The 24259-nt window shown below is 57.9% G+C and carries 20 protein-coding genes; 10 read left to right on the top strand and 10 right to left on the bottom strand.

The features are described 5' to 3' along the window. The first annotated feature begins 129 nt into the window (after positions 1-129). Both RWV98_RS14435 and RWV98_RS14430 read left to right on the top strand, forming a co-directional pair. Positions 130-648, top strand: a complete 519-nt coding sequence (locus RWV98_RS14435; protein ID WP_317861630.1) for a sigma-70 family RNA polymerase sigma factor — start codon at positions 130-132, stop codon at positions 646-648. Beyond that, positions 632-1402, top strand: a complete 771-nt coding sequence (locus tag RWV98_RS14430; RefSeq protein WP_317861629.1) for a hypothetical protein — start codon at positions 632-634, stop codon at positions 1400-1402. Before RWV98_RS14435 ends, RWV98_RS14430 begins: the two co-directional genes overlap by 17 nt. 64 nt (positions 1403-1466) lie before the next feature. On the opposite strand, the gene RWV98_RS14425 is transcribed toward RWV98_RS14430, so the two are convergent. Beyond that, positions 1467-3137: a formate--tetrahydrofolate ligase gene (locus tag RWV98_RS14425; RefSeq protein WP_317861627.1), complete on the bottom strand. Its 1671-nt coding sequence runs from the start codon at positions 3135-3137 to the stop codon at positions 1467-1469. Positions 3138-3394: 257 nt separating this feature from the next. Between RWV98_RS14425 and RWV98_RS14420 the strand changes: the two genes are divergently transcribed. The 4 genes from RWV98_RS14420 (at position 3395) to RWV98_RS14405 (ending at position 10688) form a co-directional block, all read left to right on the top strand. After that, entirely contained in the window at positions 3395-4507 is a 1113-nt protein-coding gene (locus RWV98_RS14420; RefSeq protein WP_280962069.1) for an FtsW/RodA/SpoVE family cell cycle protein, read from the top strand. 54 nt (positions 4508-4561) lie between these two features. After that, positions 4562-5128, top strand: coding sequence for a hydrolase (locus tag RWV98_RS14415; RefSeq protein WP_280962070.1), 567 nt, complete (start codon positions 4562-4564; stop codon positions 5126-5128). A 225-nt stretch (positions 5129-5353) separates the two neighbouring features. Next, positions 5354-6208: a tyrosine-type recombinase/integrase gene (locus RWV98_RS14410; protein ID WP_442872066.1), complete on the top strand. Its 855-nt coding sequence runs from the start codon at positions 5354-5356 to the stop codon at positions 6206-6208. 358 nt (positions 6209-6566) lie between these two features. Beyond that, complete coding sequence (locus tag RWV98_RS14405) at positions 6567-10688, top strand: S-layer homology domain-containing protein (protein WP_317861624.1); 4122 nt, start codon at positions 6567-6569, stop codon at positions 10686-10688. Positions 10689-10845: 157 nt separating this feature from the next. Here RWV98_RS14405 and RWV98_RS14400 read toward each other — a convergent pair whose 3' ends face one another. Further along, a complete protein-coding gene (locus RWV98_RS14400; RefSeq protein WP_317861622.1) occupies positions 10846-11778 on the bottom strand; it encodes a helix-turn-helix transcriptional regulator in 933 nt (310 codons plus the stop codon). 114 nt (positions 11779-11892) lie between these two features. On the opposite strand from RWV98_RS14400, the gene RWV98_RS14395 reads away from it, so the two are divergent. Next, entirely contained in the window at positions 11893-12531 is a 639-nt protein-coding gene (locus tag RWV98_RS14395; protein WP_317861621.1) for a type 1 glutamine amidotransferase family protein, read from the top strand. Positions 12532-12746: 215 nt separating this feature from the next. Here RWV98_RS14395 and RWV98_RS14390 read toward each other — a convergent pair whose 3' ends face one another. The 7 genes from RWV98_RS14390 to RWV98_RS14360 form a co-directional block, all read right to left on the bottom strand. Further along, the gene (locus tag RWV98_RS14390; protein ID WP_317861620.1) at positions 12747-15092 is read right to left on the bottom strand and encodes an ABC transporter permease; all 2346 of its coding nucleotides are present in this window, start codon (positions 15090-15092) and stop codon (positions 12747-12749) included. Beyond that, positions 15089-15772, bottom strand: coding sequence for an ABC transporter ATP-binding protein (locus RWV98_RS14385; protein WP_280962074.1), 684 nt, complete (start codon positions 15770-15772; stop codon positions 15089-15091). The genes RWV98_RS14390 and RWV98_RS14385 overlap by 4 nt, the downstream gene beginning before the upstream one ends. A gap of 67 nt (positions 15773-15839) precedes the next feature. Beyond that, the gene (locus tag RWV98_RS14380) at positions 15840-17069 is read right to left on the bottom strand and encodes a sensor histidine kinase (protein WP_317861618.1); all 1230 of its coding nucleotides are present in this window, start codon (positions 17067-17069) and stop codon (positions 15840-15842) included. Beyond that, on the bottom strand, positions 17066-17758 hold the full coding sequence (locus RWV98_RS14375) for a response regulator transcription factor (RefSeq protein ID WP_317861616.1): 693 nt from the start codon (positions 17756-17758) through the stop codon (positions 17066-17068). The genes RWV98_RS14380 and RWV98_RS14375 overlap by 4 nt, the downstream gene beginning before the upstream one ends. 138 nt (positions 17759-17896) lie before the next feature. After that, positions 17897-19354, bottom strand: a complete 1458-nt coding sequence (locus tag RWV98_RS14370) for a D-alanyl-D-alanine carboxypeptidase family protein (RefSeq protein WP_317861614.1) — start codon at positions 19352-19354, stop codon at positions 17897-17899. Beyond that, positions 19351-19584: a hypothetical protein gene (locus RWV98_RS14365; protein WP_317861612.1), complete on the bottom strand. Its 234-nt coding sequence runs from the start codon at positions 19582-19584 to the stop codon at positions 19351-19353. Before RWV98_RS14365 ends, RWV98_RS14370 begins: the two co-directional genes overlap by 4 nt. Positions 19585-19618: 34 nt before the next feature. Beyond that, on the bottom strand, positions 19619-20674 hold the full coding sequence (locus RWV98_RS14360) for a hypothetical protein (RefSeq protein ID WP_317861610.1): 1056 nt from the start codon (positions 20672-20674) through the stop codon (positions 19619-19621). Positions 20675-20764: 90 nt separating this feature from the next. Here RWV98_RS14360 and RWV98_RS14355 point away from each other — a divergent pair, with 90 nt between their 5' ends. Genes RWV98_RS14355 through RWV98_RS14345 form a run of 3 tightly spaced genes read left to right on the top strand, consistent with a single transcriptional unit; the run spans position 20765 to position 23338 of the window. Then, positions 20765-21034: a YabP/YqfC family sporulation protein gene (locus RWV98_RS14355; RefSeq protein WP_280962080.1), complete on the top strand. Its 270-nt coding sequence runs from the start codon at positions 20765-20767 to the stop codon at positions 21032-21034. 30 nt (positions 21035-21064) lie between these two features. Beyond that, positions 21065-22288 carry a sporulation protein YqfD gene (locus tag RWV98_RS14350; protein ID WP_317861608.1) on the top strand — a complete coding sequence of 408 codons (1224 nt, stop codon included), beginning with the start codon at positions 21065-21067 and terminating at the stop codon, positions 22286-22288. Positions 22289-22315: 27 nt separating this feature from the next. Next, positions 22316-23338: a PhoH family protein gene (locus RWV98_RS14345; RefSeq protein ID WP_280962082.1), complete on the top strand. Its 1023-nt coding sequence runs from the start codon at positions 22316-22318 to the stop codon at positions 23336-23338. A 48-nt stretch (positions 23339-23386) separates the two neighbouring features. Here RWV98_RS14345 and RWV98_RS14340 read toward each other — a convergent pair whose 3' ends face one another. Then, positions 23387-23947, bottom strand: a complete 561-nt coding sequence (locus RWV98_RS14340) for a hypothetical protein (protein WP_317861606.1) — start codon at positions 23945-23947, stop codon at positions 23387-23389. Positions 23948-24259 lie beyond the last annotated feature (312 nt).

Raw genomic sequence — 24259 nt, 5'->3', positions numbered from 1 at the left:
TCCGGTCGGCCGATGCCATTCTTACCTGAATGACATTGGCCGGTCGGAACAGCTTTTTGATATATTGATGCGGAGGATGCAATAAAAACCCTTTGGCATTGGTCTAATAGGCAGAAAGGAGGGGAACGGATGCAGGAAATAACAATGGCCGCCGCACAGGACGGCGCGTTCGATCTGGACCGGGCGATGGACGAGCACGGCACGGCGCTTTTACGGCTGTGCACGCTCTATCTCGGTGACCGCGCGCTGGCCGAGGACGCGGTGCAGGAAGCGTTCTTCCGCGCATGGCGCGCGGGCGGTTTCCGGGGCGAAGCGTCGGAAAAGACGTGGCTGACGCGCATTGCGATCAACGTATGCAAAAGCTATCTGGCCGCGCCGTGGCACAAACGCCGCGTGGACGCGGCGGCGCTCGACACGCTGCTTGCCGATACGCCGGACGGAACGGACGACACGCTGATTCGCGCGGTCTTATCCCTTGCGCCCAAGTACCGCGCGGTGATCCTGCTGCACTATTACGAGGGCTACAAAGCGCGCGAGATCGCGGAACTGCTGCATATGCGCACGAACACCGTGGTGAGCCAGTTGGCGCGTGCGCGGGAACAGCTGGGACTGATGCTGAAGGAGTGGTATTATGATGAACCGGTTTAAAAAAGAGTGCGACGGCGCGCTGGAAGGCGTAACGTTTGATGAAACGATGAAAAGCACGGTGCGCGCCCGAACGGCGGGTCACGGCCGCGCGCGGACATGGCGGCGCACGGCTATCGTGCTTTGCGCGGTGCTGGCAATCGCTGTCACCGGCGCGGTGGCGGGCGTGATTGGGAGCGGCAAGGTGGCGTATTTGGCCAGCAGCTTGCGCTGGAATGCCTCGTGGACGGATTTTAATAAGACCGAGCAATACGCGGAGCGCAATGTGCCGGGCATGAAATACGTCGAGTCGTTTTCAACAGGCTTTACCTTTTATAAAGGCTGGGAAAACTGGACGGACAAGCGGGATGAGGCGGATCAGACGCTGGAATCCTATCCGGGCATAATTTTGGGCTATCAAAATGATGCGGGGGTCAAAGTCTCTTTTGATGTAGACCCTGTACAGGCGGATATGCAGTATGGAGAAAATCCGTTTGAAGAAACGCGCGAAATTGATGGGATTCCTGTTGGGTACCGCGCCATGCGATCGATCACGCTGCCGTCCGGCACGAAGCCGACGGAAGAGGAGCAGGCCTTATTTGACAGCGGTGAGATCAATATTGGCTGGGACGCAGAGGACACGGCGCGTGAAGAATCGACCTTTTACCGTGTGTCGTGGGTGCAGGATGGTAACAGCTACGCGATCTATACCTACCAGCCCGGTGACCTGACGAAGGACGATTTTTTCCAAATGGCGGCCGAGGTCATCGCCGCGTGAAGACATAGAAAAATGCGCGTTGCCGAATAAAGCAACGCGCATTTTTCTATGTTTATATCGTTTTTTAAAACAGTCCCGTGATCTTGCCGTCCGCGCAAACGTCGATCTTTTCTGCGGCGGGAATTTTGGGCAGGCCGGGCATGGTCATGATCGCGCCGGTCTCGACGACGACGAAGCCCGCGCCCGCGGCAAGGCGAACCGCGCGAACATTGACCACGAATTCGCTGGGACGGCCAAGCAAGGCGGGGTCGTCCGAGAGCGAATACTGAGTCTTGGCGATGCACACGGGCAGATCGCCGTAGCCCATCTCGGTGATGTTTTGCAGTTCCTTATGCGCGGCGGGCGCGATGGTCACGCCGAGCGCGCCGTAAATCTCCTTGGCAATCTTGCGGATCTTGTCTTCGAGCGGGAGCGAATCCTCGTAAAGCATATGGAAATCGGCCTTGCCCTCGTCCAGCACGGCAAGCACTTGCTCCGCGAGCTCGCGGCCGCCCTCGCCGCCCTTTGCAAATACTTCGGAAAGGGCCACGCGCACGCCCCGACCCGCGCAGTGATCGCGAATAAAGTCCATTTCTTCCTCGGTATCGGTCGGGAAGGCGTTGACCGCGACGACGACCGGCACGCCGAATTTCTGCATGTTATCAAGGTGTGCGTCAAGGTTGCAAATGCCGCGTTCGAGCGCCGCAGGATTCGGGGCGTTTAGCTCGGCCTTGGGCACGCCGCCGTTGTACTTGAGGGCGCGCACGGTCGCGACGATCACAATGCAGTCCGGCGCGAGGCCTGCCTTGCGGCACTTGATATCCATAAATTTTTCCGCGCCAAGGTCGGCGCCGAAGCCGGCCTCGGTCACCGCGATATCGGCAAGGCGAAGGGCAAGCCCCGTCGCCTGCACGCTGTTGCAGCCGTGCGCGATGTTGGCAAAGGGGCCGCCGTGCATCAGGCAAGGCGTGCCTTCGAGCGTCTGTACCAGATTGGGCTTGATCGCGTCGCGCATCAGCGCGGCCATCGCGCCCTCGGCGCGCAAATCCTTGGCGTAGATCGGCTTGCCCGCGTAGCTGTAGGCCACCAGAATGTTGCCGAAGCGCTCCTTCAGATCGGCAAGGTCGGAGGCAAGGCAAAGAATCGCCATGATCTCGCTCGCGACCGTGATCATAAAGTGATCCTCGCGCGGCACACCGTTGGCCTTGCCGCCAAGGCCGATGGTGATATTGCGCAGGCTGCGGTCGTTCATATCCATCACGCGGGTGAAAATCACGCGGCGGGGATCGATGTTTAAGAGATTGCCCTGCTGCATGTGGTTGTCGATCATGGCGCAAAGCAGGTTGTTGGCCGCGGTGATGGCGTGCATATCGCCGGTAAAGTGGAGGTTGATGTCCTCCATCGGGACGACCTGCGCGTAGCCGCCGCCCGCCGCGCCGCCCTTTACGCCGAACACCGGGCCGAGCGAAGGCTCGCGCAGCGCGATCACCGCGTTTTTGCCCAGCTTTGCGAGCGCTTGCCCCAGACCGACGGTCGTGGTGGTCTTACCTTCGCCAGCGGGCGTGGGGTTGATTGCGGTGACGAGCACAAGCTTGCCCGGTTTTTTATCCTGAAGCTTTTTCCACACGTTTGCGCCAAGCTTGGCCTTGTACTTGCCGTACAGCTCCAGATCGTCCGCGTTGAGTCCGGCGGCCTCAGCCACCTCGGTGATCGGTTTCATCGTGCAGGACTGCGCGATCTCGATATCGGATAACATAGGAAAACACCCTTCTTTATATGGATTATCAAGCGGCGAAACAGGTATGCGGAAAATGCGCGCCGCTTTCACGTTTTTTATTATAACACAGGGGCACGCGCTTGGAAAGTGCGATCTGATCCGGAAAGTGGCGCAGAATGCACAGGTTTCCAAAAGGAAAAGCAAAAAATTTGCTGAAATTGCTCCTCGCCAACGGGCGGCAACTGTGGTATGATGAAAGGCAGATATATTTTCAGAGATAATATGGAGGTACATGGATGGACGCGCTCAAGGCGGTCAAGCATTATTTAAAAAATACCGACCTGTATCTGATGTTCCTTGCGCTGATTTGTTCGGCGTACGGCATGGTGCTGATTTACAGCGCCACACGGGGTTCCGGGTCGATGCGCTATGTGGGCATCCAGTTTATCGCGACCATGATCGGCCTTGCGGCTTTTGTGATCATGTCGCTGATCGATCTGGAGGCCATGAGCAACTGGTGGAAAATATTCGTGGTGCTCAACGTTATTTTACAGTTGACGCTGATCCCCTTTGGCACCGAAGCAAACGGCCAGCGCAGCTGGATCAATTTTGGGCCCATGAGCCTACAACCGGCGGAGCTCGGCAAGCTGTTGTTCATTTTCACCTTTGCGGCGAATTTATCCGAGATACGCGAACACATCAACGAATGGCGCGGCATTATCATACTGGCGCTGCACACGCTGATCCTGATGGGCGCGATCGTGTTAAGCTCCAAGGATACCGGCATGGCGATTCAGTATTTTATGATCGCACTGGTCATGATGTTCGCGGCGGGCCTGAGCTTTAAGTGGCTCGGCCTTGGCCTTGGCCTTGGCGTGGCAAGCATCCCCATCCTGTGGAATTTTGTGATGGAGGATTATCAAAAAAACCGTATCCTCGTGCTGTTCGATCCATCAATCGACCCGGATACCGCCATGCAGACCACGCGCGGCATGACCGCGATCGGCGCCGGTCAGTTTTCCGGACAGGGATTGACCAACGGCGCTATGACCCAGATGGGTCTGGTGCCCGAAAGCCGGACCGATTTGATCTTCTCGGTCGCGGGGGAGGAACTCGGTTTTATCGGTTCCATGTTGATCGTCGCACTGCTGTTTCTGCTGATCCTGCGCTTGTTTTACGTCAGCTTTCGCGGCAGCACAGGTTTTTCCTCGCTCATGGCGGTGGGTATCGCGGGCATGTTTATGTTCCAAACGTTTATGAACCTGTTCATGGTGCTTGGCCTGCTGCCGGTCATGGGCCTGACGCTGCCGTTCTTTTCCTACGGCGGCACCTCGGTCATGACGATGTATGCGGCGCTCGGCATTGCGGCGGGCGTGCGTATGCGGGAAAAGCCAAGCTGGCTACAGTAAAGGCTTTTCCGAAATCACTTGTTTTGTATAGACTTGCAAGGAGGTTTTTTCAAAATGGAAAGAAGCAAAGCTTGGGAACTGCTGCGGCAGTATAACAAGGAACCGTTTCACCTGCAGCACGCGCTGACGGTGGAGGGCGTGATGCGTTATTTTGCCGGGCAGAAGGGCGAAGACGTGGATTTTTGGGGCGTTGTAGGTCTTTTGCACGATATTGATTTTGAGCAGTGGCCCGATGAGCACTGTAAAAAGGCCCCCGAGCTGCTGCGCGAGGGCGGGGCGGATGAAGCGCTCATCCATGCGGTGTGCAGCCACGGCTGGGGGCTTTGCTGCGATGTCGAGCCCACGCACGAAATGGAAAAGCTGCTTTTTGCTTCGGACGAGCTGACCGGCCTGATCGGCGCGGCGGCGCTCATGCGCCCCTCCAAAAGCACGAAGGACATGGAGCTGAAAAGTCTGAAAAAGAAATTTAAGGATAAGAAATTTGCCGCAGGCTGCTCGCGCGACGTGATCGAGCGCGGCGCGGAAACGTGCGGCATGACGCTGGACGAGCTGCTTGCCGTCACGCTGGACGCCATGCGCGCATGCGAGGACACGGTGAGCGCGGAAATGGCCGCTTGCTGAAAAAAACAGGACCCCTTGGTTTTCACTCAGGGGGTCCTGTTTTTTTATCGACCTGGGCGCGCGCTGGTCGTATCGACGATGGACGTCTGGCCCGGCGGACCGATCAAATTCCGCCTTTTCGCGCGCTATGCATCCGATTATCGGATGTTGTGGTCGTTTTCAACATTCATTTTGTGTCTCATCTTCATGATAGGGGCCCCAGAGGACATTGCTTTATAGCGGGAGGTGTTCGACTTGGAAGAACTGAAATTGACAGAAGAGCAAATAACGATCTTTGGCCGGTATCTGCAAAGGGAAGAACAACGCTTAGGCACGCGGGAAAAGTATTGCCGGGATCTGCGGGCTTTTGCCGCATGGCTGGGTGCGCGGCGCGTCACTAAGGAGGCGGTAACGCATTGGAAGGAGCATCTGACGGCAGCGCGATACGCACCGGTGACCGTTAATTCCATGCTGGCCTCCGTGCACGCTTTTCTTCGCTTTGCCGGGCGGAGCGAATGCCGGGTGAAGTACCTGAAGCTTCAGCGGCGGCTGTTCCGGGATTCCCGCCGGGAGCTGACGCGGGAGGAATACCGCCGTTTGGTGGATACAGCCCACACATTGGGCCGGGAGCGGCTGGCTTTGGTGATGGAGACCATGGGGGCCACCGGCATCCGGGTCAGCGAGGTACGGTATATTACCGTGGAGGCAGCCCAGATAGGCCGAGCGGAGGTTTCACTCAAGGGAAAGATCCGCACCATTCTTCTGCCCGGCAAGCTATGCCGTAAGCTGCTGAAATACGCCAGACACAAAAAAATCGCCTTTGGCGAAATTTTTCTCACCAAAGACGGCGGCAGTTTATCCAGAAAGCAAATTTGGGCAGAGATGAAAGCGCTGTGCAAAAGGGCGGGAGTGGAGGCATCCAAGGTATTCCCGCACAACCTGCGGCACTTGTTCGCCACGACGTTCTACCGGGCCTGCAAGGACATTGCCAGACTGGCCGACATGCTGGGCCATAGTTCTATTGAGACGACCCGCATCTACCTCGTTTCGACCGGAGTGGAACATTCCAGACAGTTGGAACGGCTGGGATTGGTAATATAGGACAAAATCGATAATTTGTCCGGTGGAACTCAAGCAACATTCAATAGACTGGTTTTTTATTGTGAGAAACAATACACATTTCTATCAGGCATACATAATAAAAAGCGCAATTAACCAAGCCGCAAAAATCTCTGTTTCTGCGGCTTGGTTAATTCTGCGGAAATTTAGTTTTATTCCCTCAAATTGTTATATGGCTTGTCCTTGTTTTACGCTTGTGCTATAATTATTTCAATTGGTGCGATTTACAAAAGATCATTATAGAAGATCCACCGGACAAATTATCGATTTTGTCAAGCCGGGTAAGCGGCGACTGCGATACGCAGAAAACACAGAAATGTTTTGGGAGGAGTAGTGGAAAATGAAGAAACGACTGTCATCGATTTTTCTGATCTGCGTCATGGTTTTGACAATGGCCAACCCCGCCGCGTTGGCGGTGGAAGCCGAATTAGAGACGAATCCGCTGTCGCAAGGTAGAGAAGCGGGAGAACGAAAATTTCAGGCATCGGAAGTTGATATGAAACGGTCAACGGCAAATACCGCAAATCAAAATCAGGTTTTGAACGCGGCCCAGTATCCCCCCACCCGGAACGATACGGCTGTCACACTCGACCTTGCGGCTGGCGCGATTATCATCGAGACGACGGGCTACCGGCAGGGAGACGCGTATCAAACGTATACGGGATCATACAGGCTAACCACAAAAGGTGAGACAGCGAATACGATAACGGTTGAGAGCGGAACGCACGAACTGATCTTGGACGGGGTCAAGATCAAGGCAATAGATGCGCCTGCCATTTCGATCGAGAAGGATGCGTCGGCTGTAATCACGCTGCATGGTGAAAATGAACTCACCGGTGGCCCCTGCTATGCGGGGCTGCACGTGGAGGTGGGCGCTGACGTTACGATTGATGGAGACGGTAGGTTGATCGCGCAGGGCGGAATCGTTGAAAGCAAGAGTGTGGGTACCGGCGCAGGCGCAGGCATCGGCGGCAATGGGGCACAGATCAAAGATTCTCAAGTACAGAAATGGTGCGATTTTGGCGACATTACGATCAAAGGCGGAACGATCGATGCGACGGGCGGAGCAACACACAGTGCCAATTACGGTGCGGGCGCTGGCATTGGCGGCGGCGGCTCTACCTTGAATCAGGGCAAGCTAGAAGACTTAGCGGAGCTGGAAGGTTCTATTACCATAGAAAACGGAACAATTACGGCAAGCGGCGGTGCTGATTCCAAAGGCGATACTTGGGGCGGTGCGGGCATTGGCAGCGGCGGCGCGGGAAACACGAACCAACCGCATAGAAGCGATATTAAAGTGACAATTGAAGGCGGAACTGTAGCGGCCAAAGGCGGTTCAATCGCGGCTGGCATAGGCGGCAGCAATAGCATGGATGGCGGTAGGATCGCGATCACCGGCGGTCAGGTCAAAGCGATTGGAAGTGCTGATGGTTATTGGGGCGGCGCGGGGATCGGCGGCGGTGATAACAGCGGCGTAAAAGAAATTAAGATTGCCGGGAACGCGCAGGTTACGGCAAAGGGCGGCGGCTGTGCCGCAGGTATCGGCGGCGGGACAGACCGCGGTGTAGATATCATACAGGATAATGCAAGTGTCCAGCCGGGATCGATCACGATCGGCGGCAGCGCCATAGTTACTGCGTATGGTGCAGGAAATGGCAGTTTTGGCGGCGCTGGTATTGGAGCGGGGAACAGCTATTATAATGATAACGGCTGTGGCACGATTTCAATTTCAGATTCCGCAAAAGTTACCGCGTTCGCCGGCACAAGGGCGCAAGGTATCGGTGTCGGGGCGGATTACGGGGGCGACGATGAAAACCGGCTGTCCGTCAGCGGCGGCGTACAGGTATGGATGTTTAATCGGGATACGACATGGCCGGCATTTTGGGGACAAAATAAAGCGGGAGACGGCATAACGGATGCGTATACCGGAAATGGCGTCGCTACGGTATGGTATACGGGTAGCGCGATCCCACCTGTGGATACCATATCAGACGCGTATTCCACCGCAAGTGGTGAAAGCTATAAATGGAGCCACAATGCAGCACGTGAACTGCAGATTCTGTCTGATGGGGCAGTGGTACAGAAAGGGGCATATCCGGACGGGTTTACCCTTGGAAACTGGGCGGCGATTTTTTCGGCGGAAACGCATGAGGTGACGGCAAGCGTTTCCGGCGCGGGCGGTACCGTATCCCCCGCGTCGCAGAGCGTAGCGTCCGGCGGTGAAGCTGTCTTTACCATCGCACGTGAGCCGGGCTATAAGGTGGACAAAATTCTGGTGGATGGCGCGGACAAATCCGAGCAGTTAGATGGCAATACATTTACGCTATCCAATGTGCAAAACAACGCCGCGATCAGCATCAGTTTCACCGAAATGACGGCACAGGATGTGGTGGACACCACGGATAAATTGCCACCGATCAAGGACGGCGAAGAGATCACAGAGCAAACCAAACAAACCATTCTAGATACCAAAATGGATTACGAGGCCTTATCCGAAGAGGAAAAAGCGGCCATGCCCGAAACGCAGAAAGAAAAGCTGCATGAAGCGCTGTCACAGATGTCGAACATCGAGGTCAAGGTCGAAGTGCAGATCGCGGGCGGTGAGCAAGGCGTGTTTTCGGTTCCGGAGCATCAAAAGCCTGCGTTGCTGGAAAACATGACGATAGAAGAGGCGGCGGCGCTCAAATCCGACGCGGCGGCGTACAAAATCGTTGTGACCGTTGCGGAGGCCAAGCTGGATGCAGCCGCGGAAAGCTCCATTCAAGGGGAACTGAATGGCGCTACGGCGGCAGAAAAGCACGACGTGACGGTGAAGAAGGTCATGAGCAAGAATGGAACGGACGAAAAGACGGAACCCATCAGCACATTGGTAAAACCAATCCAGTTGGAGTTTTCCATTCCCGAAAATCTCCGCACGCCGCCCCCGCAAACGGAGCGTACCTTTATGCTGCTGCGCACCCATGACCAAGGGAGCGGCGCCTATACCACACAGGTACTGGACGGCACGGTAGACCGGGAACGCTGGACCTACGTGGTGGAAAGCGATAAGTTTTCCGTATATACGCTGGCGTATGTGGATACCAAACAGGATATTCCCACGGTCACCGCCCAGCCGTCTGCGAACGTGACCTATGGCACCCCGGTCACACTGACCGTTTCCCCCACCGGCAGCGGCTGGACGTATGTCTGGTATAAGGATGCGAATGGAAATGGTACGCTTGACCTTGATACAGATATAAAAATGGACGGCAACACGAGTTCGCTTACCCTAAACGATGTTGCCGACAGCGGCACCTACTGGGCGCAGGTGAACACCGGTTCAGATTCGACCGTCAGCACCGCCGTGGCGGTGACGATCCATAAGGCGACGCCTACGCTGTCTTTCGTTCCGTCCGCCGAATCGTTGAAAGGCGGCGGCTCCGTGACCCTTACGGTTGGGCAGGTGCCGGGCGGCGGCTCCGTCGCGGTGTCCTGCGACAATTCTATCGTAGTCACCCAAAACGATGACGGCACCTATTCGGCGTCCCTGCCTAACAGCAACCAGACCTATACCTTTACCGCTGCCTATGCGGGTGATGAGAACCACAACGCGGGCACCGCCACCTGCACGGTGCGCGTAACGGAGAGCGGCGGCTCCTCCAGTGGCTCCGGCCACCGCTACACGGTAAGCGCGGGCAGCGCCCAAAACGGCGCGGTACAGGTCAGCCCTGAAAACGCGGCAAAAGGCGCTACCGTAACGGTACGCGTCAAGCCGGACGCGGGGTATCGGCTTGCGGATTTGACCGCGACCGACAGCAGCGGCAACGGGCTGAAAATGACCGATCAGGGCGGCGGAATATTCACCTTTGCCATGCCGGGGTCCAAGGTACGGGTCCAAGCGTCCTTTGTTCCCGAAAACGCGCCGGAAAGCGAACTGCCATTCGTTGACGTGGACCGGAGCGATTGGTTCTATCAAGCGGTGACATATGTCTATCGAGAAGGCGTGATGTCCGGCACCACCGGTACCATTTTTCAACCGGCTGCTCCTACGACCAGAGGCATGATCGCTACCATTCTCCACCGGCTGGAGGGCGCCCCGGCTGCCGCCGCCGCTGCTTTTGGCGACGTAGCGGCTGGCCAGTACTATACCGATGCCGTGGCATGGGCCGCTGGCAAGGGGATTGTGATGGGCTATGGCGACGGTAGCTTCGGTCCCAATGACCCCATCACCCGCGAACAGTTGGCGGCGATCCTGTATCGCTTCGCCGGGTATAAGGGCTATGACGTGTCCTCTACCGATTCTCTGTCCGGCTTTTCGGATTCGGCCAGCGTCAGCGGTTACGCCGTCAAGGCCATGGGCTGGGCGGTACAGACCGGCTTGATCAGCGGTATGAACGACGGGACCCTGCGCCCGAAGGACAGCGCCACCCGGGCTCAAGCAGCCACGATTCTGACGCGGTTCATGGAAAACACCAACAAATAATGGTTGGCAGACTCGACCCTCGATCAAAACCAAGGGGGCCTGTCAGCTTGTCAAAAACCCCCTCGCGCCGCGGCGCGAGGGGGTTTTTGACAGTCTGGGGGCAGCCCCTGAATAGGGCTGTCCCGTCTTTTTTGCAATGCGCTTCTGCCTTTTGCGTTTAGGCTTCGTATAGGGCCGCGATTTCATGGATTCTGCGCTTCATTTCCGCGCGGATATGTAACGGCTCCAAGCACTCGCATTTATCCCCAAAACCAAGAAGAATATCATAGTGGTATTCGTTCTCTATGAAAGGAAAACGAACGATGTAATACGCATCGCCGTCTGGCGAAAGATCTTCATAAGAGCAAAAATCAAGCACCCGATCCAACACGGATTGATGAATACGGATTTTGATTTTAGTTTGCATCGTTTCAAAAATATCCGCACTGTCTAAAGTCGGTTTTGGATAATCTCGTGGTGTAAAAGTCTCTTCTTGTATTTGTAGATTGGACATGCGAGACAGTCTGAATAAGCGGAAGTCATTTCTTTTATGGCAATACCCTTGCAAATACCAATGATTACTTTTTAATACAAGCTGATACGGCTCGGCGGTCCGCGCGGTTTTTTTCCCATGGTGGGCGATATATTCAAACGAAAGCAGCTTGCTTTGCTGTAAAGCTGTTTTGATCATTTCTAAGTAAGGCTGTATGTTCCCATTGCCCATCCATGAGCTTAAATCTATGTTAATTTGATTCGCTTTCAGTGCAATGTCCTTCGCTCTTTCGGCGGGAATAAAACTCTTTACTTTCGCAAGGGCGTGTACCAGCTCATCACCTCGTACCATGCCCGCAAGGCTGGAAAGCCCCATCATGATAGCGGAAAGGTCGGCAGTCGTAAAAACCTTTTGATCAATCTTGTATTGCTGCATGATCTCAAAGCCGCCGCCCACGCCCGATATGGAACGAATAGGAATTCCCGCCATGTTGATAGCGTCGATGTCGCGGTAGATCGTGCGGGGCGATACTTCAAACAGATCGGCTAATTCCTGCGCGCCGATGCGCTCCTTGTCAAGTAGTATCATAATCATGCTAACAAGCCTGTTCACTTTCATCCGACCGCCTCCTTTCAATATTCTTTTTAATTGTTGCCATGCTGTTGTCAACGATTACATGGTACTATAAAAATGCAAACAAATCAATGAAACAATGAAAATGGAGGAAGTTAAATGTTTACAATCTATGTTTATGTTCTTGATACCTTAGCCGACTGGGAGCTCGGGTATGTTATGGCCGAGCTGAATTCCGGTCGGTTTTTCAAAGAGGGCGCGCCGTGTGTATCGCTCAAAACGGTCGGTGACTCAAAAGAGCCGATTCAAACCATGGGCGGCCTGACAATCGTGCCCGACTGCCTAATCGACGATATGGTTGTGCGTGAAACAAGCGTGTTGCTGTTGCCGGGCGCGAACACATGGAACGACCCAAGGCATGGCGCGATCATTCAAAAAGCGAGCGAATTTCTATCGCTAGGCGCTACGGTGTGTGCAATCTGCGGGGCTACCGCTGCACTTGCGAACATTGGCCTACTGGATCATCGCCCGCATACCAGTAATGGGCCGGGTTTTCTCGAAATGGTTTCTCCCGGTTACCAAGGGCAAAGTTTTTATATAGACGAGCCGTCCGTAGCGGATGGCAACCTGATTACTGCAAGTTCCACCGGAGCTTTGCTGTGGGCGAAACAAATAATTGAGCGTTTGGGTGTTTTTGGAGCAGAAACTTTGGAGGCTTGGTACGCATACTTTCGTACCGGCGAGCCAAAGCATTTCTTTGCCCTGATGCAAAGTTTGCCGTCTGGCAATGAAAACTGATACACTTGGTTCACGGGAATAGGGGGCAAGGCCCCCTTATTGACGCGGCTTGCAGGAGCTTTCAAACACTGCGCTGCCGCGTGACAAAACGGGCGCATCGTCGTGAGACGATACGCCCGTTTTTTTATTGCGTGTGTCAGTCGTTAAGGTGGTTTGGGTTTTCATGCTGCCTGATTGTCATGCGGATGAAACCAAGGGACCTTTTTTTAGCGACTTTATAACGCGCTGATCGTGTCGACGATGGACATTTGACGAATACGCTTAGCCGGTCCGCACACCGCGAGCAACGAAGTGAAAAGGACGATCGCTGCGATGATACCCAGCGTGCCGAGCGGCAGCTGCCAGACGTCGCCCCAGCGGAAGCTGACCAACCGCTCGAACAGCAGCTTGTGCACCGGTAGCCCGATGATGCAGCCGGCGGTAATACCGAACAGGGCATAGGTCGCGGCTTCGGCGGCAACCATGCGCACCAACTGCCGGGCGTCCATACCGATGGCGCGCATGGCGCCGTACTGCTTCATCCGCGCCGAAACGCTCATGGAAACGCTGTTGACGATGTGCAAAACGGTGATAAGCGCGATCAGCGCGAGAAAACCGAACACAAAAAGGGCGAAGGCGTAATAAGCGCCTTTTACTTCTGCGTTGTTCGCACGCCGGTCGGAAAACATAAGATCATCCCCCGCGAGAGCGCGGATAGCGGCGACGTCGCCCTCTTGCGCGTTCTTGGCAAGCTGCATATCGATCACCGTGTAGCCTTGCCCGCCGATCAGCTCCTGAAAAGTCTGTTCGGAACAGAGCACGCTGCCAAAGCCGCCGGCGCCGTTAAAGGGGCTGGTGGACAGCACGCCGGTGATCTCGAGCGTTCGGGTCCGGCCGCCGCTCTCCACTGTGAGCACATCGCCCACCCGGAGCGGATTGGTCGGGGTATATACCGTCAGCGCGGCGTCCCGCCGTTCCACCGCTTGCCGCACGGAGCCTTCCAGCAGCGCGTCCTCCGCCCATTGGAACTGGTGCTGCTCGTAGGAGATCAGGTCGATGGTGCTATCGGTCTCGCCCACGGTCGCGGGCAGGTCAAAAGCAAACATGCGGCCATACACGCGCTCCACCGCGGGATTTTGCGACAGCTTTTTCAAAACCGTTTCGCTCACCGCGCGGGTCTGATCCCGGCTGACGATGGAGAGGTCGGGCGTGGAGGGAGCAAGCGGCGTGACGGCGTGGTTCATAAACGCGATCAAAACTGAAAACGACAGGAACAAAATGATGCTGAGCGCGAAGGAACCGCCCATGAGGATGAAGTTTTTTCGATTGGACCCGGCATGGTGCACGCCCAGCGCCGTATCCACGCGGAGCCGCCGGGTGCCCGCGGCCTTACGAACGGGCGCGGCCGTGTCGGCGTTGCCGGAGACCGCCGTCAGCGGGGATACGCGCGCCGCGCGTTTGGCCGGTGAGCGGGCGGCCAGCAAAACCGTCAGCAGTCCGACCACGATGCCCGCCAAGATGCTGGGCAGGCTTACGGCAAAGACCGGCATGCCCGCGAAAAAGTAGGGACTGAGCCCGCGCAAAAGCGCGCACAGAAGCCAAATGAGGACCACGCCGATGACAATGCCGGCGGGTATGGCTAGCCGGCACCAAGCAAGCGCTTCTGTGCGCACCAGACGGATCACCTGCTTCGGCGTCGCGCCGACACAGCGCAGCATGCCGAAAAACTGGGTGCGCTGCGCCACGTTGCTGTTCAGGCTGCTCGCGATCATCATCACGCCCGCGATCAGCACCAAGACGAAAAGCGCCGCGGCCGTCAGGTAAATTTGCAGCATAAAGGGATCGCTGCTTTGGCCGAGCAGGCCGAGCAGCCGGGTGTTTTGCGGCGCGTCCGCATCGGGAATGCTCAGCTGCGCTTGAATATCGGCAATGGCCTTTTGCATATTGCACCGGCCCGAAAGCTGCACGTAAAACAGCCCTTCGCCGGTGTCCGCCGCCGGGCGGATCGCGCGGAACTGCGCTGTGGAAACAAACACGCCGTAGGCGTCGTATCGCAGCATCATGGCGGTATCGTCCGCGAAGCCGGAGACGGTGAGCGAAAGCGGGCCGTTCGGCGTTTGTACGCGCACCGTATCCCCAATTTGCAGGCGCAGCGCTTTTTTCGCGTTTTGAGTCAGCACCGCCTCCGCTTCGTCCGAGGGGAAGCGCCCTTCGATGATGCCCGCGTCCGGGTAAAGATCGGTCAAAAAACTTTCGTCCAGCCCGCAGATGGCGGCCGCCTTGCCGCCGATCGAATAATCTGTTTCCGCCTGATAATTCAGAATATCGTACCACGAGCTGCTCGCGACGTCGGGCCGTGCGGCAATGATGGCGGCCTGCTCGTCGCTCAGGTTTTTAAACGCCACATGCCAGTTGCCGTCGCTTTGGCGGGTCTGGATGAGCTGGCTGCGCAGGAACATGTCGGCCATGCCGAAAATGGCCGTGACGAGCAGCACCGCCAGCGCGATACACAGAAGCGACATGCGGTTCGCTTTTCGGTGCACCTTTGCGGCAATGGGCACCAGGGATAGATAGCTTTTCATGCCCGCACCCCGCCGAGATCGGTCAGCACGCCGTCCGTCACCCGCAGCACCCGGTCGGCGGACGAGGTCAGCCCCACGTTGTGCGTGATCATCAAAATGGTTTGCTGGTAGCGGCGCGAAGCCTGCACGAGCAGCTCGATCACATCCTGACTGTTTTTGCTGTCCAGATTGCCGGTTGGCTCGTCCGCGAGGATCAGCATGGGCTGCATCACCAGCGCGCGGCCGATGGCGACCCGCTGCTGTTGGCCGCCGGAAAGCTGGCTTGGCAAATGCCGCCGCCGGTCGGTCAGCCCCAGAACCTGCAAAAGCTCGTCGATCCGATCCTGATCCGGCTTTTGGTAGTCCAGCAACAGCGGAAAGGCGATGTTCTGCTCCACGGTCAGCTCGCTGACCAGCTGGAAGGACTGAAAGACAAAGCCGATATTGCGCCGCCGGAAGATCGTTCGTTCCTGCTCCTTCATGGCGAACAGCTCTTCGCCGTCCAATCGGATCGTGCCGGAGGTCGGCGTGTCCAGCCCGCCGATACAGTTGAGCAGCGTGCTTTTGCCGGAACCGGATTCGCCGATTACCGTGGCGAACTCGCCCTTCTCTAAGGAAAAGGTAACGTTTTGCAGGGCATCCACCCTTGCTTCTCCTTTGCCGTAGGTTTTGCATAGGTTTTCAACTTGTAAGGTATTCATAGGCTCGTTAGCCTCCTTTTCTGGGAAAAGCATAACAGGTGCAGCTTACAAACAGATGAATGGCGGCTTACGGTTCCGTAAGAAACGAAACGGAAAAGACCGTTCCCTCGCCGGGCGTGCTGTGAACGGAAAGAACGCCGCCCTGCCGCTCAAAAATTGTTTTGGCCAGCGGCAGGCCGAGGCCCACGCCCGGCCGGTCCGACGCGTGCGCGCTGCGGTAAAACCGCTTGAAAATATGGTGCAGGTCCTCGGGGGCGACGCCGCCGCCGTCGTCCGCGACGGAAAGGCGCAGCATCAGGGGCGAGCGCTCCCACGCAACGCGAATATGGCCGCCCGCCACCGTGTGATCTAACGCGTTTTTGATCAGATTGCCAAGGGCTTCGGCCGTCCAGATCAGGTCGCAGCAGATCGGCTGCTCAGGATCGCCCTGCCATGTGAGTTCTTTTTGCTCAAGCGCGGCCCTCGTGGTCAGCTCCTCCGTGGCAAGCCGGTATAGCGAAAGCGCCGTGTGCGGCGCTTTTTCAAAGACAATGCTGCCTGCGTCCAGCCGGGTAATCTTCAAAAGCGCGTCGATCAGCTGCTCGATGCGGCCAAGCGCCAGCGCGGACTTGCCGGAAAAGGTCTCTACGGCCGCGCTGTTGCCGGGTTCGCCCGCAATGATCTCGTTGTACATGCAGAGCGCCGCCAGCGGTGTTTTTAACTGGTGCGAGATATCGGAGATCGTATCCTTTAAAAACTCTTTGGACTGGTGCGCGCGGGTGTTCTGCGCCTGCAAGGCTGTCGCCAACTGATCGACCGCGGCGTAAAGCCGTGAAAGCGCCCCTTCATCGCTGCGGGGCAGGTGCGTGTCAAAATCGCCATGGGAAAAGTGCCGCACGACGCGGGTCGCGTCCTGAAGCGAGCGCGCTTGCCGCCGCAAAAACAGCAGCGCGAGCGACCAAAGCGCCGCCGCGGCAAGCAGCGTGCCGGTCAGGGCGGTACGGTATAGCCCCGCGGAAAAATCCCGTACCGGCGCAAGCAGCCAAGGCGGCGTTTTTTCGCTAAGACCCAGCTGCCGCAGCAAAGCGCGGCCCTGTCCCGCGTCCCCTTCGCCGGTAAGCGCGGCAGCCACCGTTTCGGGCGGCACATTCCGTTCCAGCAGCGCGCCGGCCACGGCCTGATCATGAAAAACCAGCTGCGCCTGCATGCGCTGCGTCTGTACCCGGCAGAAAAGCAAAGCGGCGGCCGCCAGCATAACGCAGAGCAAGAAAAGCAGCAGCAAATAGCGCCGGTTGTCCCGGTCGCGCCAAATATTCATAGCGGCACCTCGTTCCATTGATAGCCAAAGCCGCGCACCGTGGTCAGGTGCGCCGGGGCGGAGGGATCGTCCTCTACCTTTTCACGCAGCCGGCGGATATAGACGGATAGCGTGTTATCATCGACAAAGCTGCCGTTTTGATCCCACAGGGCTTCCAAAATGCGCGCGCGGGTGACCACGCGGCCCGCGTTGCGCACCAACAGACAGAGCAGCTTATATTCGCCGATGGTCAGTTCGAGCGGCTTGCCGCGCAAAACAATCTGGCTTTGCAGCAGATCGATGGCGGTATCGCCGCAGCGGATCACGGCCGGATCGCGGCCCGGTCGTCCCGCGCGGCGTAACAGCGAGCGGATACGGGAGAGCAGCTCGCCGATCTTAAAGGGCTTTGTGATATAGTCGTCCCCGCCGCTGTCCAGTCCGCGGATCACGTTTACCTCTTCATCCGAAGCGGTTAAAAAGATGATGGGCGTCGTATCGCCTTGTTCGCGCAGCCTTTGGCATACCGAAAAGCCGGTGCCGTCCGGCAGCGTCACGTCGAGCAGCAGCAGATCGAACCGGTTTTCGGCAAGCGCGGCGAAGGCCGCTTGCACGGTCCGGACGACGGCGACCGCAAACCCGTTGGTTTCGAGCAAATACTGTAAGCCCTCCACCAAACTGATATCGTCTTCGAGCAGTAAAATTTGGTTCATTTCAGCGCCTCCCCGGCAGCATGGTTTTGCTTTATTATATCAGTTGCGCGCGCTCCCGTCATGTATTCGTGCGCAAGCTTACAAAACTGTAAGAAGAAATAGGGCGGACAGCCCAAAGCTGTCCGCCCTAAAAAGTCGTTATCGTCTTCTGTTGTAACGCGAGCCGCGCGAACGCATCATGCGTCGCTGTTTGCGGCGGCGCATCCGGCCGAAGGTAAGGTTAAATAGGATATAAAGGATAACGAAAACCAGCAAAACGACAAGCAAAATTTTAAAGACCGAGCCTTTGAAGAAATTTTCAAGCTTGTCCGCATAGTAAAGCACCTTGGAAAGCTCCACATCGTGCAGAGCGATCAGTTCCACGGTGCCGTAAACCGTACCGGCGTAGGAGTAGGTCATGCTGCCGATCACGTCGCCCGCCTTGATCGGCGCGTCCACGCTTTTCGGCACGGTTGGCGTAGCCTCCATGTCCTCCACGTCTAGGTTCTTCGGCACCGAAGCGACCAGATCCCGCTTGGCGGTGAGCACCAGCTCGTCCGTGTCGGTGGAAAGGCGCACCTTGGTAGAGGTGATGCTGTTGCCCTGCTTGGCGAGCGTTTTGCTTTTAAAGTTATCATAGCCCCACTCGAACAGCCGCTTGGTTTCGGTAAAGCTTTTGGCTACCGTGGAACTGTCCGGCGCGTCGGCGCAGCCGAGGACGACGGAGTAAAGCTCGCTGTCGCGCTGGTCCGCGTAAGCGACCAGACAGTTGCCCGCTTCGGCGGTGTGGCCGGTCTTGATGCCGTTGCACCAGCCATAGAACCAGGGCTGGTAGGAACTGAAGATCAGCTGGTTGGTGGTAAAGACCTTGCGTGAATCGTGCATGTTGGTTTTGGAGATGGTCTTTACCGCGGTCTTGGCGATCTCTGCAAAGGTCTCGTCCTGCATGGCGGCGTGCGCGATGGTGTACAGGTCGCGCGCGGTGGTGTAGTGGTTGGGATCGTGCAGGCCGTTGGGATTGACAAAGTGCGTGCCCGTGCAGCCGAGCTCCTCCGCTTTGGCGTTCATCATGTCGGCAAAGCCCTCGATCGAGCCGCCGACATGGCGGGCCAGCATATTCGCGGCCTCGTTCGCGGAGGGCAGCATCAGGCAATACAGCAGATCGAGCACCTTTACTTGCTCGCCCTCTTTGATATCGGCGTTGGAGGCGTCCCACGACACGTTTTCAAAATCGACTTTTTCCGCCGTGACGATATCGTCCAGCTTCGCGTTTTCCAAAACGAGCAGCGCGGTCATAATCTTGGTGGTGGAAGCGGGGTAACGCTTCTCATCCGCGTTTTTTTCGTACAGCACCATGCCGGTGTTCGGGTTGACCAGAAGGGCCGCGGTCGCGTCGATCTTGGGGTCTTCCAGAACCGCGTCCGGCTCATTTTCTCCGTCGTCCGTCGAGCCGGAAACGGGAGCTGTATCGCCCTCCTCGCCGCTGTCAGAGGTGTCGGATACGGGGGCGAATTCGTTCTCGTCGTCCGGCGCGGCGAAGGCGGGCGGTAAATAGGCGAAAAGCAACAAGGCGAGCAGCAGAAAAGCGCCCGCGCGTTTCAACAAATTACGGTTCATGAGTCGTCTCCCAGAGAAAAATCAGCGTGGGTGAAATGGCCGCGAATGGCCGCGGGGCGCGGCGGTGTGCGGCGCAAAGGGTCATAGCGGAACGAGCGGCAGTGATAATCAGCCGCGACCACGCCATGGCGGCGGCAGGTGAGCTTGTCGCCGCCCGAAAGCGGCGTGCCGTATTGGCAGTATGTACAGCGTGGCTCGATATCCTTACGCATCAGCTTTTTCAGCGACATGCGGGTCACTCCTTAAAATGTGTGAATATACCCATTATACTGTATCGCGCTCTTTTTTACCACCCCTAAACGGAAACAAAACGACAAAAAGTACGGCAAGCGCGGGCGCGGCCCAGTACGCGGCAGAGGGCGTGAGCGCGCCCGGTACGGGCGCGAACACCGCGAGCGACGCGGGGAAGAGCCGCCAAACAAGCGCGGTGATGGCCGCTGCAAACACGCCGTGCAGCGTTTTGCCAAGCGTAAAGCGGCGCAGGCGCAGGTCGAATGGGTCCAACAGCGCGCGCACCTGAAAGTGCACGCTGAGCCCCCCAAAGCCCAAAAGGAACGAGGTGAGCGGCAGCAGCACCCCCGCGGGTATGCCGCAGCCCGCCAGCCGGTCAAGGCCGCAGGTCAATTCCAGAATACCCTCCACGCCGGGAACGCCGGATAAAAGCGCGCGCACCGGCAGCAATAGCCGCAGCAAAATGGAGAAAACGACCAAAAACGCGGTGACGGTCAGCGCGGTCTGCGCGGCGCTCTGCACCGCGCCGCAAAAGGCGGGGGCAAAGGCTTCCGGCGCGGTGGGGCGAAGGGCGCCGCCGGTTTCGCGGCGCGCGCCGCCGTGCGCCGCGACCAATCCGGCCAGAAGGGCGGCGGCCAGATGGATCAGGTACAGCGCCGCCCCGGTCTGCGCGCTGCCGGTGAGCGCCAGCCCTGCCAGACCGATGCAAAAGGCGGGGCTGGCGCAGTTGCAGAAGGATACGGCGCGCTCGGCCTCGTCCCTTGTCAGTGCGCCGCGCCCGAGCAGGTCGGCGACCGTGGCCGCGCCGACCGGATAGCCGCCTATTAGGCCGAGAGCGACTGCCGGGGCCGCCGCGGGGGGCAGCCCGTACAGCGCGCCGAGCGGGCGGCGTAAAAGGCGGGCGGCGGCGGCGCCCGCGCCGGTGCGGATCAGCAGGCCGCTGGCCACGAAAAAGGGGAACAGCGCGGGCAGCGCCTGACCGGCGGCCAGCCGCAAGCCGTCGCGCACGCCGTCGGCGCAGGCGGCGGGGCACAGGAGAAAAGCAAAAAAGAGCGCCGCCGTCAAAAGCGCCGCACCGGTTTTACGCATAAGGCTCACCTCGTTTTTGCTTCTATCCTACGCGGGGCTGGCAAGTTTCATGTCCCCGCCGCATACAATAGCCCGAACGGAGGAGAATGCATGGCATACGAGGGCTTTGGGGCGGGCGCGCCGCAGCTTTTTGAGGATCTGCGCGGTGACCGGCCCCGCGTGGAGATCATCGGAAACTGCCGCGTCGTGGTGGAAAACCATAGGGGCATTTTAGAATACGACGATACTCTGCTCCGCGTCAAATGCAAGGACTGCGAGGTGCGCATCCTCGGCGATTCGCTGACGCTGAACGCGCTTTCGCTTGATGAGCTGGCGGTGACGGGTACGATCGTTTCGGTCGAATATCGCAGCCTCGCCTAGCGGGACGGAAAACAAAAGGAGGGAAAAGATATGGTTTCGCGGTGGCTGCATCTTGCGCGGGGACAGGTACGCCTTCGGGTGACGGGCGCGAGCCTGACACGCTTTTTAAACGTCTGCGCGTCGCATGAGCTGACCCTGCGCCGGATGCGGCGCACCGCATGGAACGAGCTGACTTGTTTTATGTCGGTGGAGGATTTTCGCGCGCTGCGGCGCTTCATGGGGCGCACGGGCTGCCGCGTACATATCGCTCAAAAGGCGGGCGTGCCGTTTTTGGCGGCGCGCCTGCGGCCGCGCACCGTGCTGTGGGGCGGCTTTATTCTTTTCGCCGCGCTGTGCTGGCTGATGATTACCCGCGTTTGGGCGATCGAGCCGCATATCGACCCCGCCTTGCCGCGCGCCGCGGTCATGGAGGCGCTCGAGCGCGAGGGGGTGCGCATCGGCGCGTCGAAGGGCATGAATGTCAAACAGATCCGGTGGCGCGTGATGCAGCAAGTGCCCGAATTATCGTTTTTGTCGCTCAATATCAGCGGAAACCGGCTGACAATCGAGGCGACCGGCTCGGTCATGAAGCCGGAAATGCTGGATGAGGACGCGGTGGTCAAGGTTGTCGCCACGCGGGACGGCGTGGTGGAGCAAATGAACGTTTGGCAGGGCGCGCCGCTCGTTCGTCCCGGCGACGCGGTCGCGGTGGGGGACACGCTGGTGAGCGGCCTAGTGCCGCCCACGACCGAGACCGGCGACTATCATTTGACCCACGCGCGCGGTGAAATCATGGCGCACACCACCTATGATGTGGATACCCGGCGCGCGCTGCAAACGGAAAAAAAGACCTATACCGGCAAGGTGAAAAAGCAGTATGCGCTGGTTTTTGGCTCGCACCGGCTAAATTTGTATTTTGGTAGTGGAATTGCAGGGGGAAGTTGTGATAAAATAATAGAAACAAAAACGGCGTGGCTGTCGGACAGCGTGGTATTCCCGGTGTCGCTCGTCCGGCAGACGTATGTGTATTACGAGCGGCAGCCGGAAGCGGCCGCCGCGGAGGACGCGGCCGCCGATATGGCGGCGCGCGTGCTCGCGCGGTTGGAAGCGGGCATGCAGGGAACGATCACCGGCGAGCGTCAGTCGTTTGACGAGCGGGACGGTGCGGTCACCCTGCATTTGCAGGCGCAGGCGATAGAGCAGATCGGCGCGGAAGCGCTCGATGACAGCGTGATCCCCGAAACACCGCCCGCACCCAGCGAGGATGCGCCGTAATTGAAGCGCGCAGGAGGAAAATAACGGTTGTATAAGGAAAGAATTGATTTAGACGTTGGGACCATGCAGGAACTGTTCGGCGTGAACGATCAGAACGTAAAAAAGCTGGAAAACGAGCTTGGCGTTTCTCTGCTCACGCGCGAGGGCATGGTGGAGCTTTCGGGCGAGGACGTGGCCGCTGTTAAAACGGCGGTGGAAACGCTTCGCACGCTGAACCGCATGGGCGAGCAGGGCGAAACGCTGGGCGAGTTCGCGGTCGACCGCGCGCTGGATTTCGTCCGCACCGGCTCGTCGGATGCGGCGGTGGAGGCCATGCGTGATACGATCGCGGTATCCTATAACGGCGCGCCGATCAAGTGCCGCACGGTCGGCCAGAAAAAATATGTGGAAGCGCTGCGGAACAATACTGTTACCATCAGCATCGGCCCCGCCGGCACAGGCAAGACCTACCTTGCGGTAGCGGTGGCCGTCGCGGCGCTCAAGGCGAAAAAGGTGGCAAAAATCGTGCTTTGCCGCCCCGCGGTGGAGGCGGGCGAAAAGCTGGGCTTTTTGCCGGGCGATCTGCAAAATAAAGTCGATCCCTATCTCCGGCCGCTGTACGACGCGCTGGAGGAACTGCTTGGCCGCGATACGATGGGCCGCTATTTGGAAACCGGCGTGATCGAGATCGCGCCGCTCGCCTATATGCGCGGGCGCACGCTGAAAAACAGCTTTGTCATCGCGGATGAATGCCAGAATATGATGCTCTCCTCCCATATCATGATCCTGACGCGTCTGGGCGAGGGCTCGAAAATGGTGCTCACCGGCGATATCACGCAGATCGACCTGCCCGATCCGCGCGATTCCGGCCTGCGCGAGTGCGCGGAGATCCTCTCCGGTATGGACGATATCGCGGTGATCCGTCTCTCCGGCGGCGATGTGATCCGCCATAAGCTGGTCGCGCAGATCGTCAAGGCGTTTGAGCAGCACGCGGCGGCCCGCAAAAGCACGGCTCCGTCCAAGAAGCCGACGCATCCGGCGCTATATACGCGCCACGCCAAGGGAAAATAACAAAAGAGCGTCCGGCGTAAAATCGCCGGACGCTCTTTGCGTTTATGATCATACCGTCAGATCGTCCAACAGTCTGCCTTGCGCGTCGTACACGCGGTAGGGCTCCGCTTCGGTCTCTGCGCCGATATCGTACAGAATGCGGCAGTTGCGGTAGGAAAAAATGCTCATGTCCTGTTCGCCATGCGTAACGGTTTCCGCCGCGCCGCTGTTCACGCGGCCCAGCGTGACGCGAAGCCGTACCTCCGGCAAATAGCATTCGCTCAGGGTGATGCTTTGCTCGTCCTCTTTCAGCTCGTGCGGCACGGCCGGACGGATGCCCGGTGCGATCGCGGCCACATTGTAGCCCCATAGCTGACGCTGTAAAAACGCACAGCTCAACAGACCCTGATCGTCGTAATAGAAAAGCACCTCGTACGGGGCGTGAAGCTCCTCCCGCACGATTTCGCCGGGGCCGCGGTTTTCCGCGTGGCGCGCGGTATAGCCGCGCAGCGCATCCTCCGGCGTGGCGCCGTCGGGGAGCATGGCGGAAACGATGAGGAAGAACAGCAGCGCGCACGGAAGCAGCACAAAGATCACACAAATGCGCCGTTTATTTTTCACAGCAACCATGGAAAACAGCCCTCTTTTCTGTTACGGACGAATGGCGGGGCTTATATATACACTGCAATTTATGATACAGCCATTATATCACCGTTATGAAAAACAGCAATAGCAGCTTGGTTACAATTTCACTAGCTATGCGTAAATTGACGGAGCGGTTGGTCTTAATAAGCGGTTCTCGTTATTTGACATTTGCGCGGGCGGAGATTAAAATAGTTTGGAACTCGACTGCAAATTTTCCGTGTCGGACGAGTCGCAATAGACTGATCACGTAAACGCTTTGCTTGAGGGGCGGCTGATTAGGTGAACTGACCGGACCGA

The organism is Agathobaculum sp. NTUH-O15-33, assembly GCF_033193315.1.
In the GTDB taxonomy this organism is placed as follows: Bacteria; Bacillota; Clostridia; order Oscillospirales; family Butyricicoccaceae; genus Agathobaculum; species Agathobaculum faecihominis_A.
The sequence above is the reverse complement of the archived record's forward strand: the minus strand, read 5'-3'. Positions and strand labels throughout refer to the sequence as shown.

Coding starts and splice junctions, on each gene's coding strand:
- RWV98_RS14350 (WP_317861608.1), top strand. CDS start 21,065: ATGGTTTCGCGGTGGCTGCATCTTGCGCGGGGACAGGTACGCCTTCGG.
- RWV98_RS14375 (WP_317861616.1), bottom strand. CDS start 17,758: ATGAACCAAATTTTACTGCTCGAAGACGATATCAGTTTGGTGGAGGGC.
- RWV98_RS14385 (WP_280962074.1), bottom strand. CDS start 15,772: ATGAATACCTTACAAGTTGAAAACCTATGCAAAACCTACGGCAAAGGA.
- RWV98_RS14415 (WP_280962070.1), top strand. CDS start 4,562: ATGGAAAGAAGCAAAGCTTGGGAACTGCTGCGGCAGTATAACAAGGAA.
- RWV98_RS14370 (WP_317861614.1), bottom strand. CDS start 19,354: ATGAACCGTAATTTGTTGAAACGCGCGGGCGCTTTTCTGCTGCTCGCC.
- RWV98_RS14405 (WP_317861624.1), top strand. CDS start 6,567: ATGAAGAAACGACTGTCATCGATTTTTCTGATCTGCGTCATGGTTTTG.
- RWV98_RS14380 (WP_317861618.1), bottom strand. CDS start 17,069: ATGAATATTTGGCGCGACCGGGACAACCGGCGCTATTTGCTGCTGCTT.
- RWV98_RS14390 (WP_317861620.1), bottom strand. CDS start 15,092: ATGAAAAGCTATCTATCCCTGGTGCCCATTGCCGCAAAGGTGCACCGA.
- RWV98_RS14365 (WP_317861612.1), bottom strand. CDS start 19,584: ATGTCGCTGAAAAAGCTGATGCGTAAGGATATCGAGCCACGCTGTACA.
- RWV98_RS14340 (WP_317861606.1), bottom strand. CDS start 23,947: ATGGTTGCTGTGAAAAATAAACGGCGCATTTGTGTGATCTTTGTGCTG.
- RWV98_RS14355 (WP_280962080.1), top strand. CDS start 20,765: ATGGCATACGAGGGCTTTGGGGCGGGCGCGCCGCAGCTTTTTGAGGAT.
- RWV98_RS14435 (WP_317861630.1), top strand. CDS start 130: ATGCAGGAAATAACAATGGCCGCCGCACAGGACGGCGCGTTCGATCTG.
- RWV98_RS14400 (WP_317861622.1), bottom strand. CDS start 11,778: ATGAAAGTGAACAGGCTTGTTAGCATGATTATGATACTACTTGACAAG.
- RWV98_RS14420 (WP_280962069.1), top strand. CDS start 3,395: ATGGACGCGCTCAAGGCGGTCAAGCATTATTTAAAAAATACCGACCTG.
- RWV98_RS14360 (WP_317861610.1), bottom strand. CDS start 20,674: ATGCGTAAAACCGGTGCGGCGCTTTTGACGGCGGCGCTCTTTTTTGCT.
- RWV98_RS14430 (WP_317861629.1), top strand. CDS start 632: ATGATGAACCGGTTTAAAAAAGAGTGCGACGGCGCGCTGGAAGGCGTA.
- RWV98_RS14425 (WP_317861627.1), bottom strand. CDS start 3,137: ATGTTATCCGATATCGAGATCGCGCAGTCCTGCACGATGAAACCGATC.
- RWV98_RS14395 (WP_317861621.1), top strand. CDS start 11,893: ATGTTTACAATCTATGTTTATGTTCTTGATACCTTAGCCGACTGGGAG.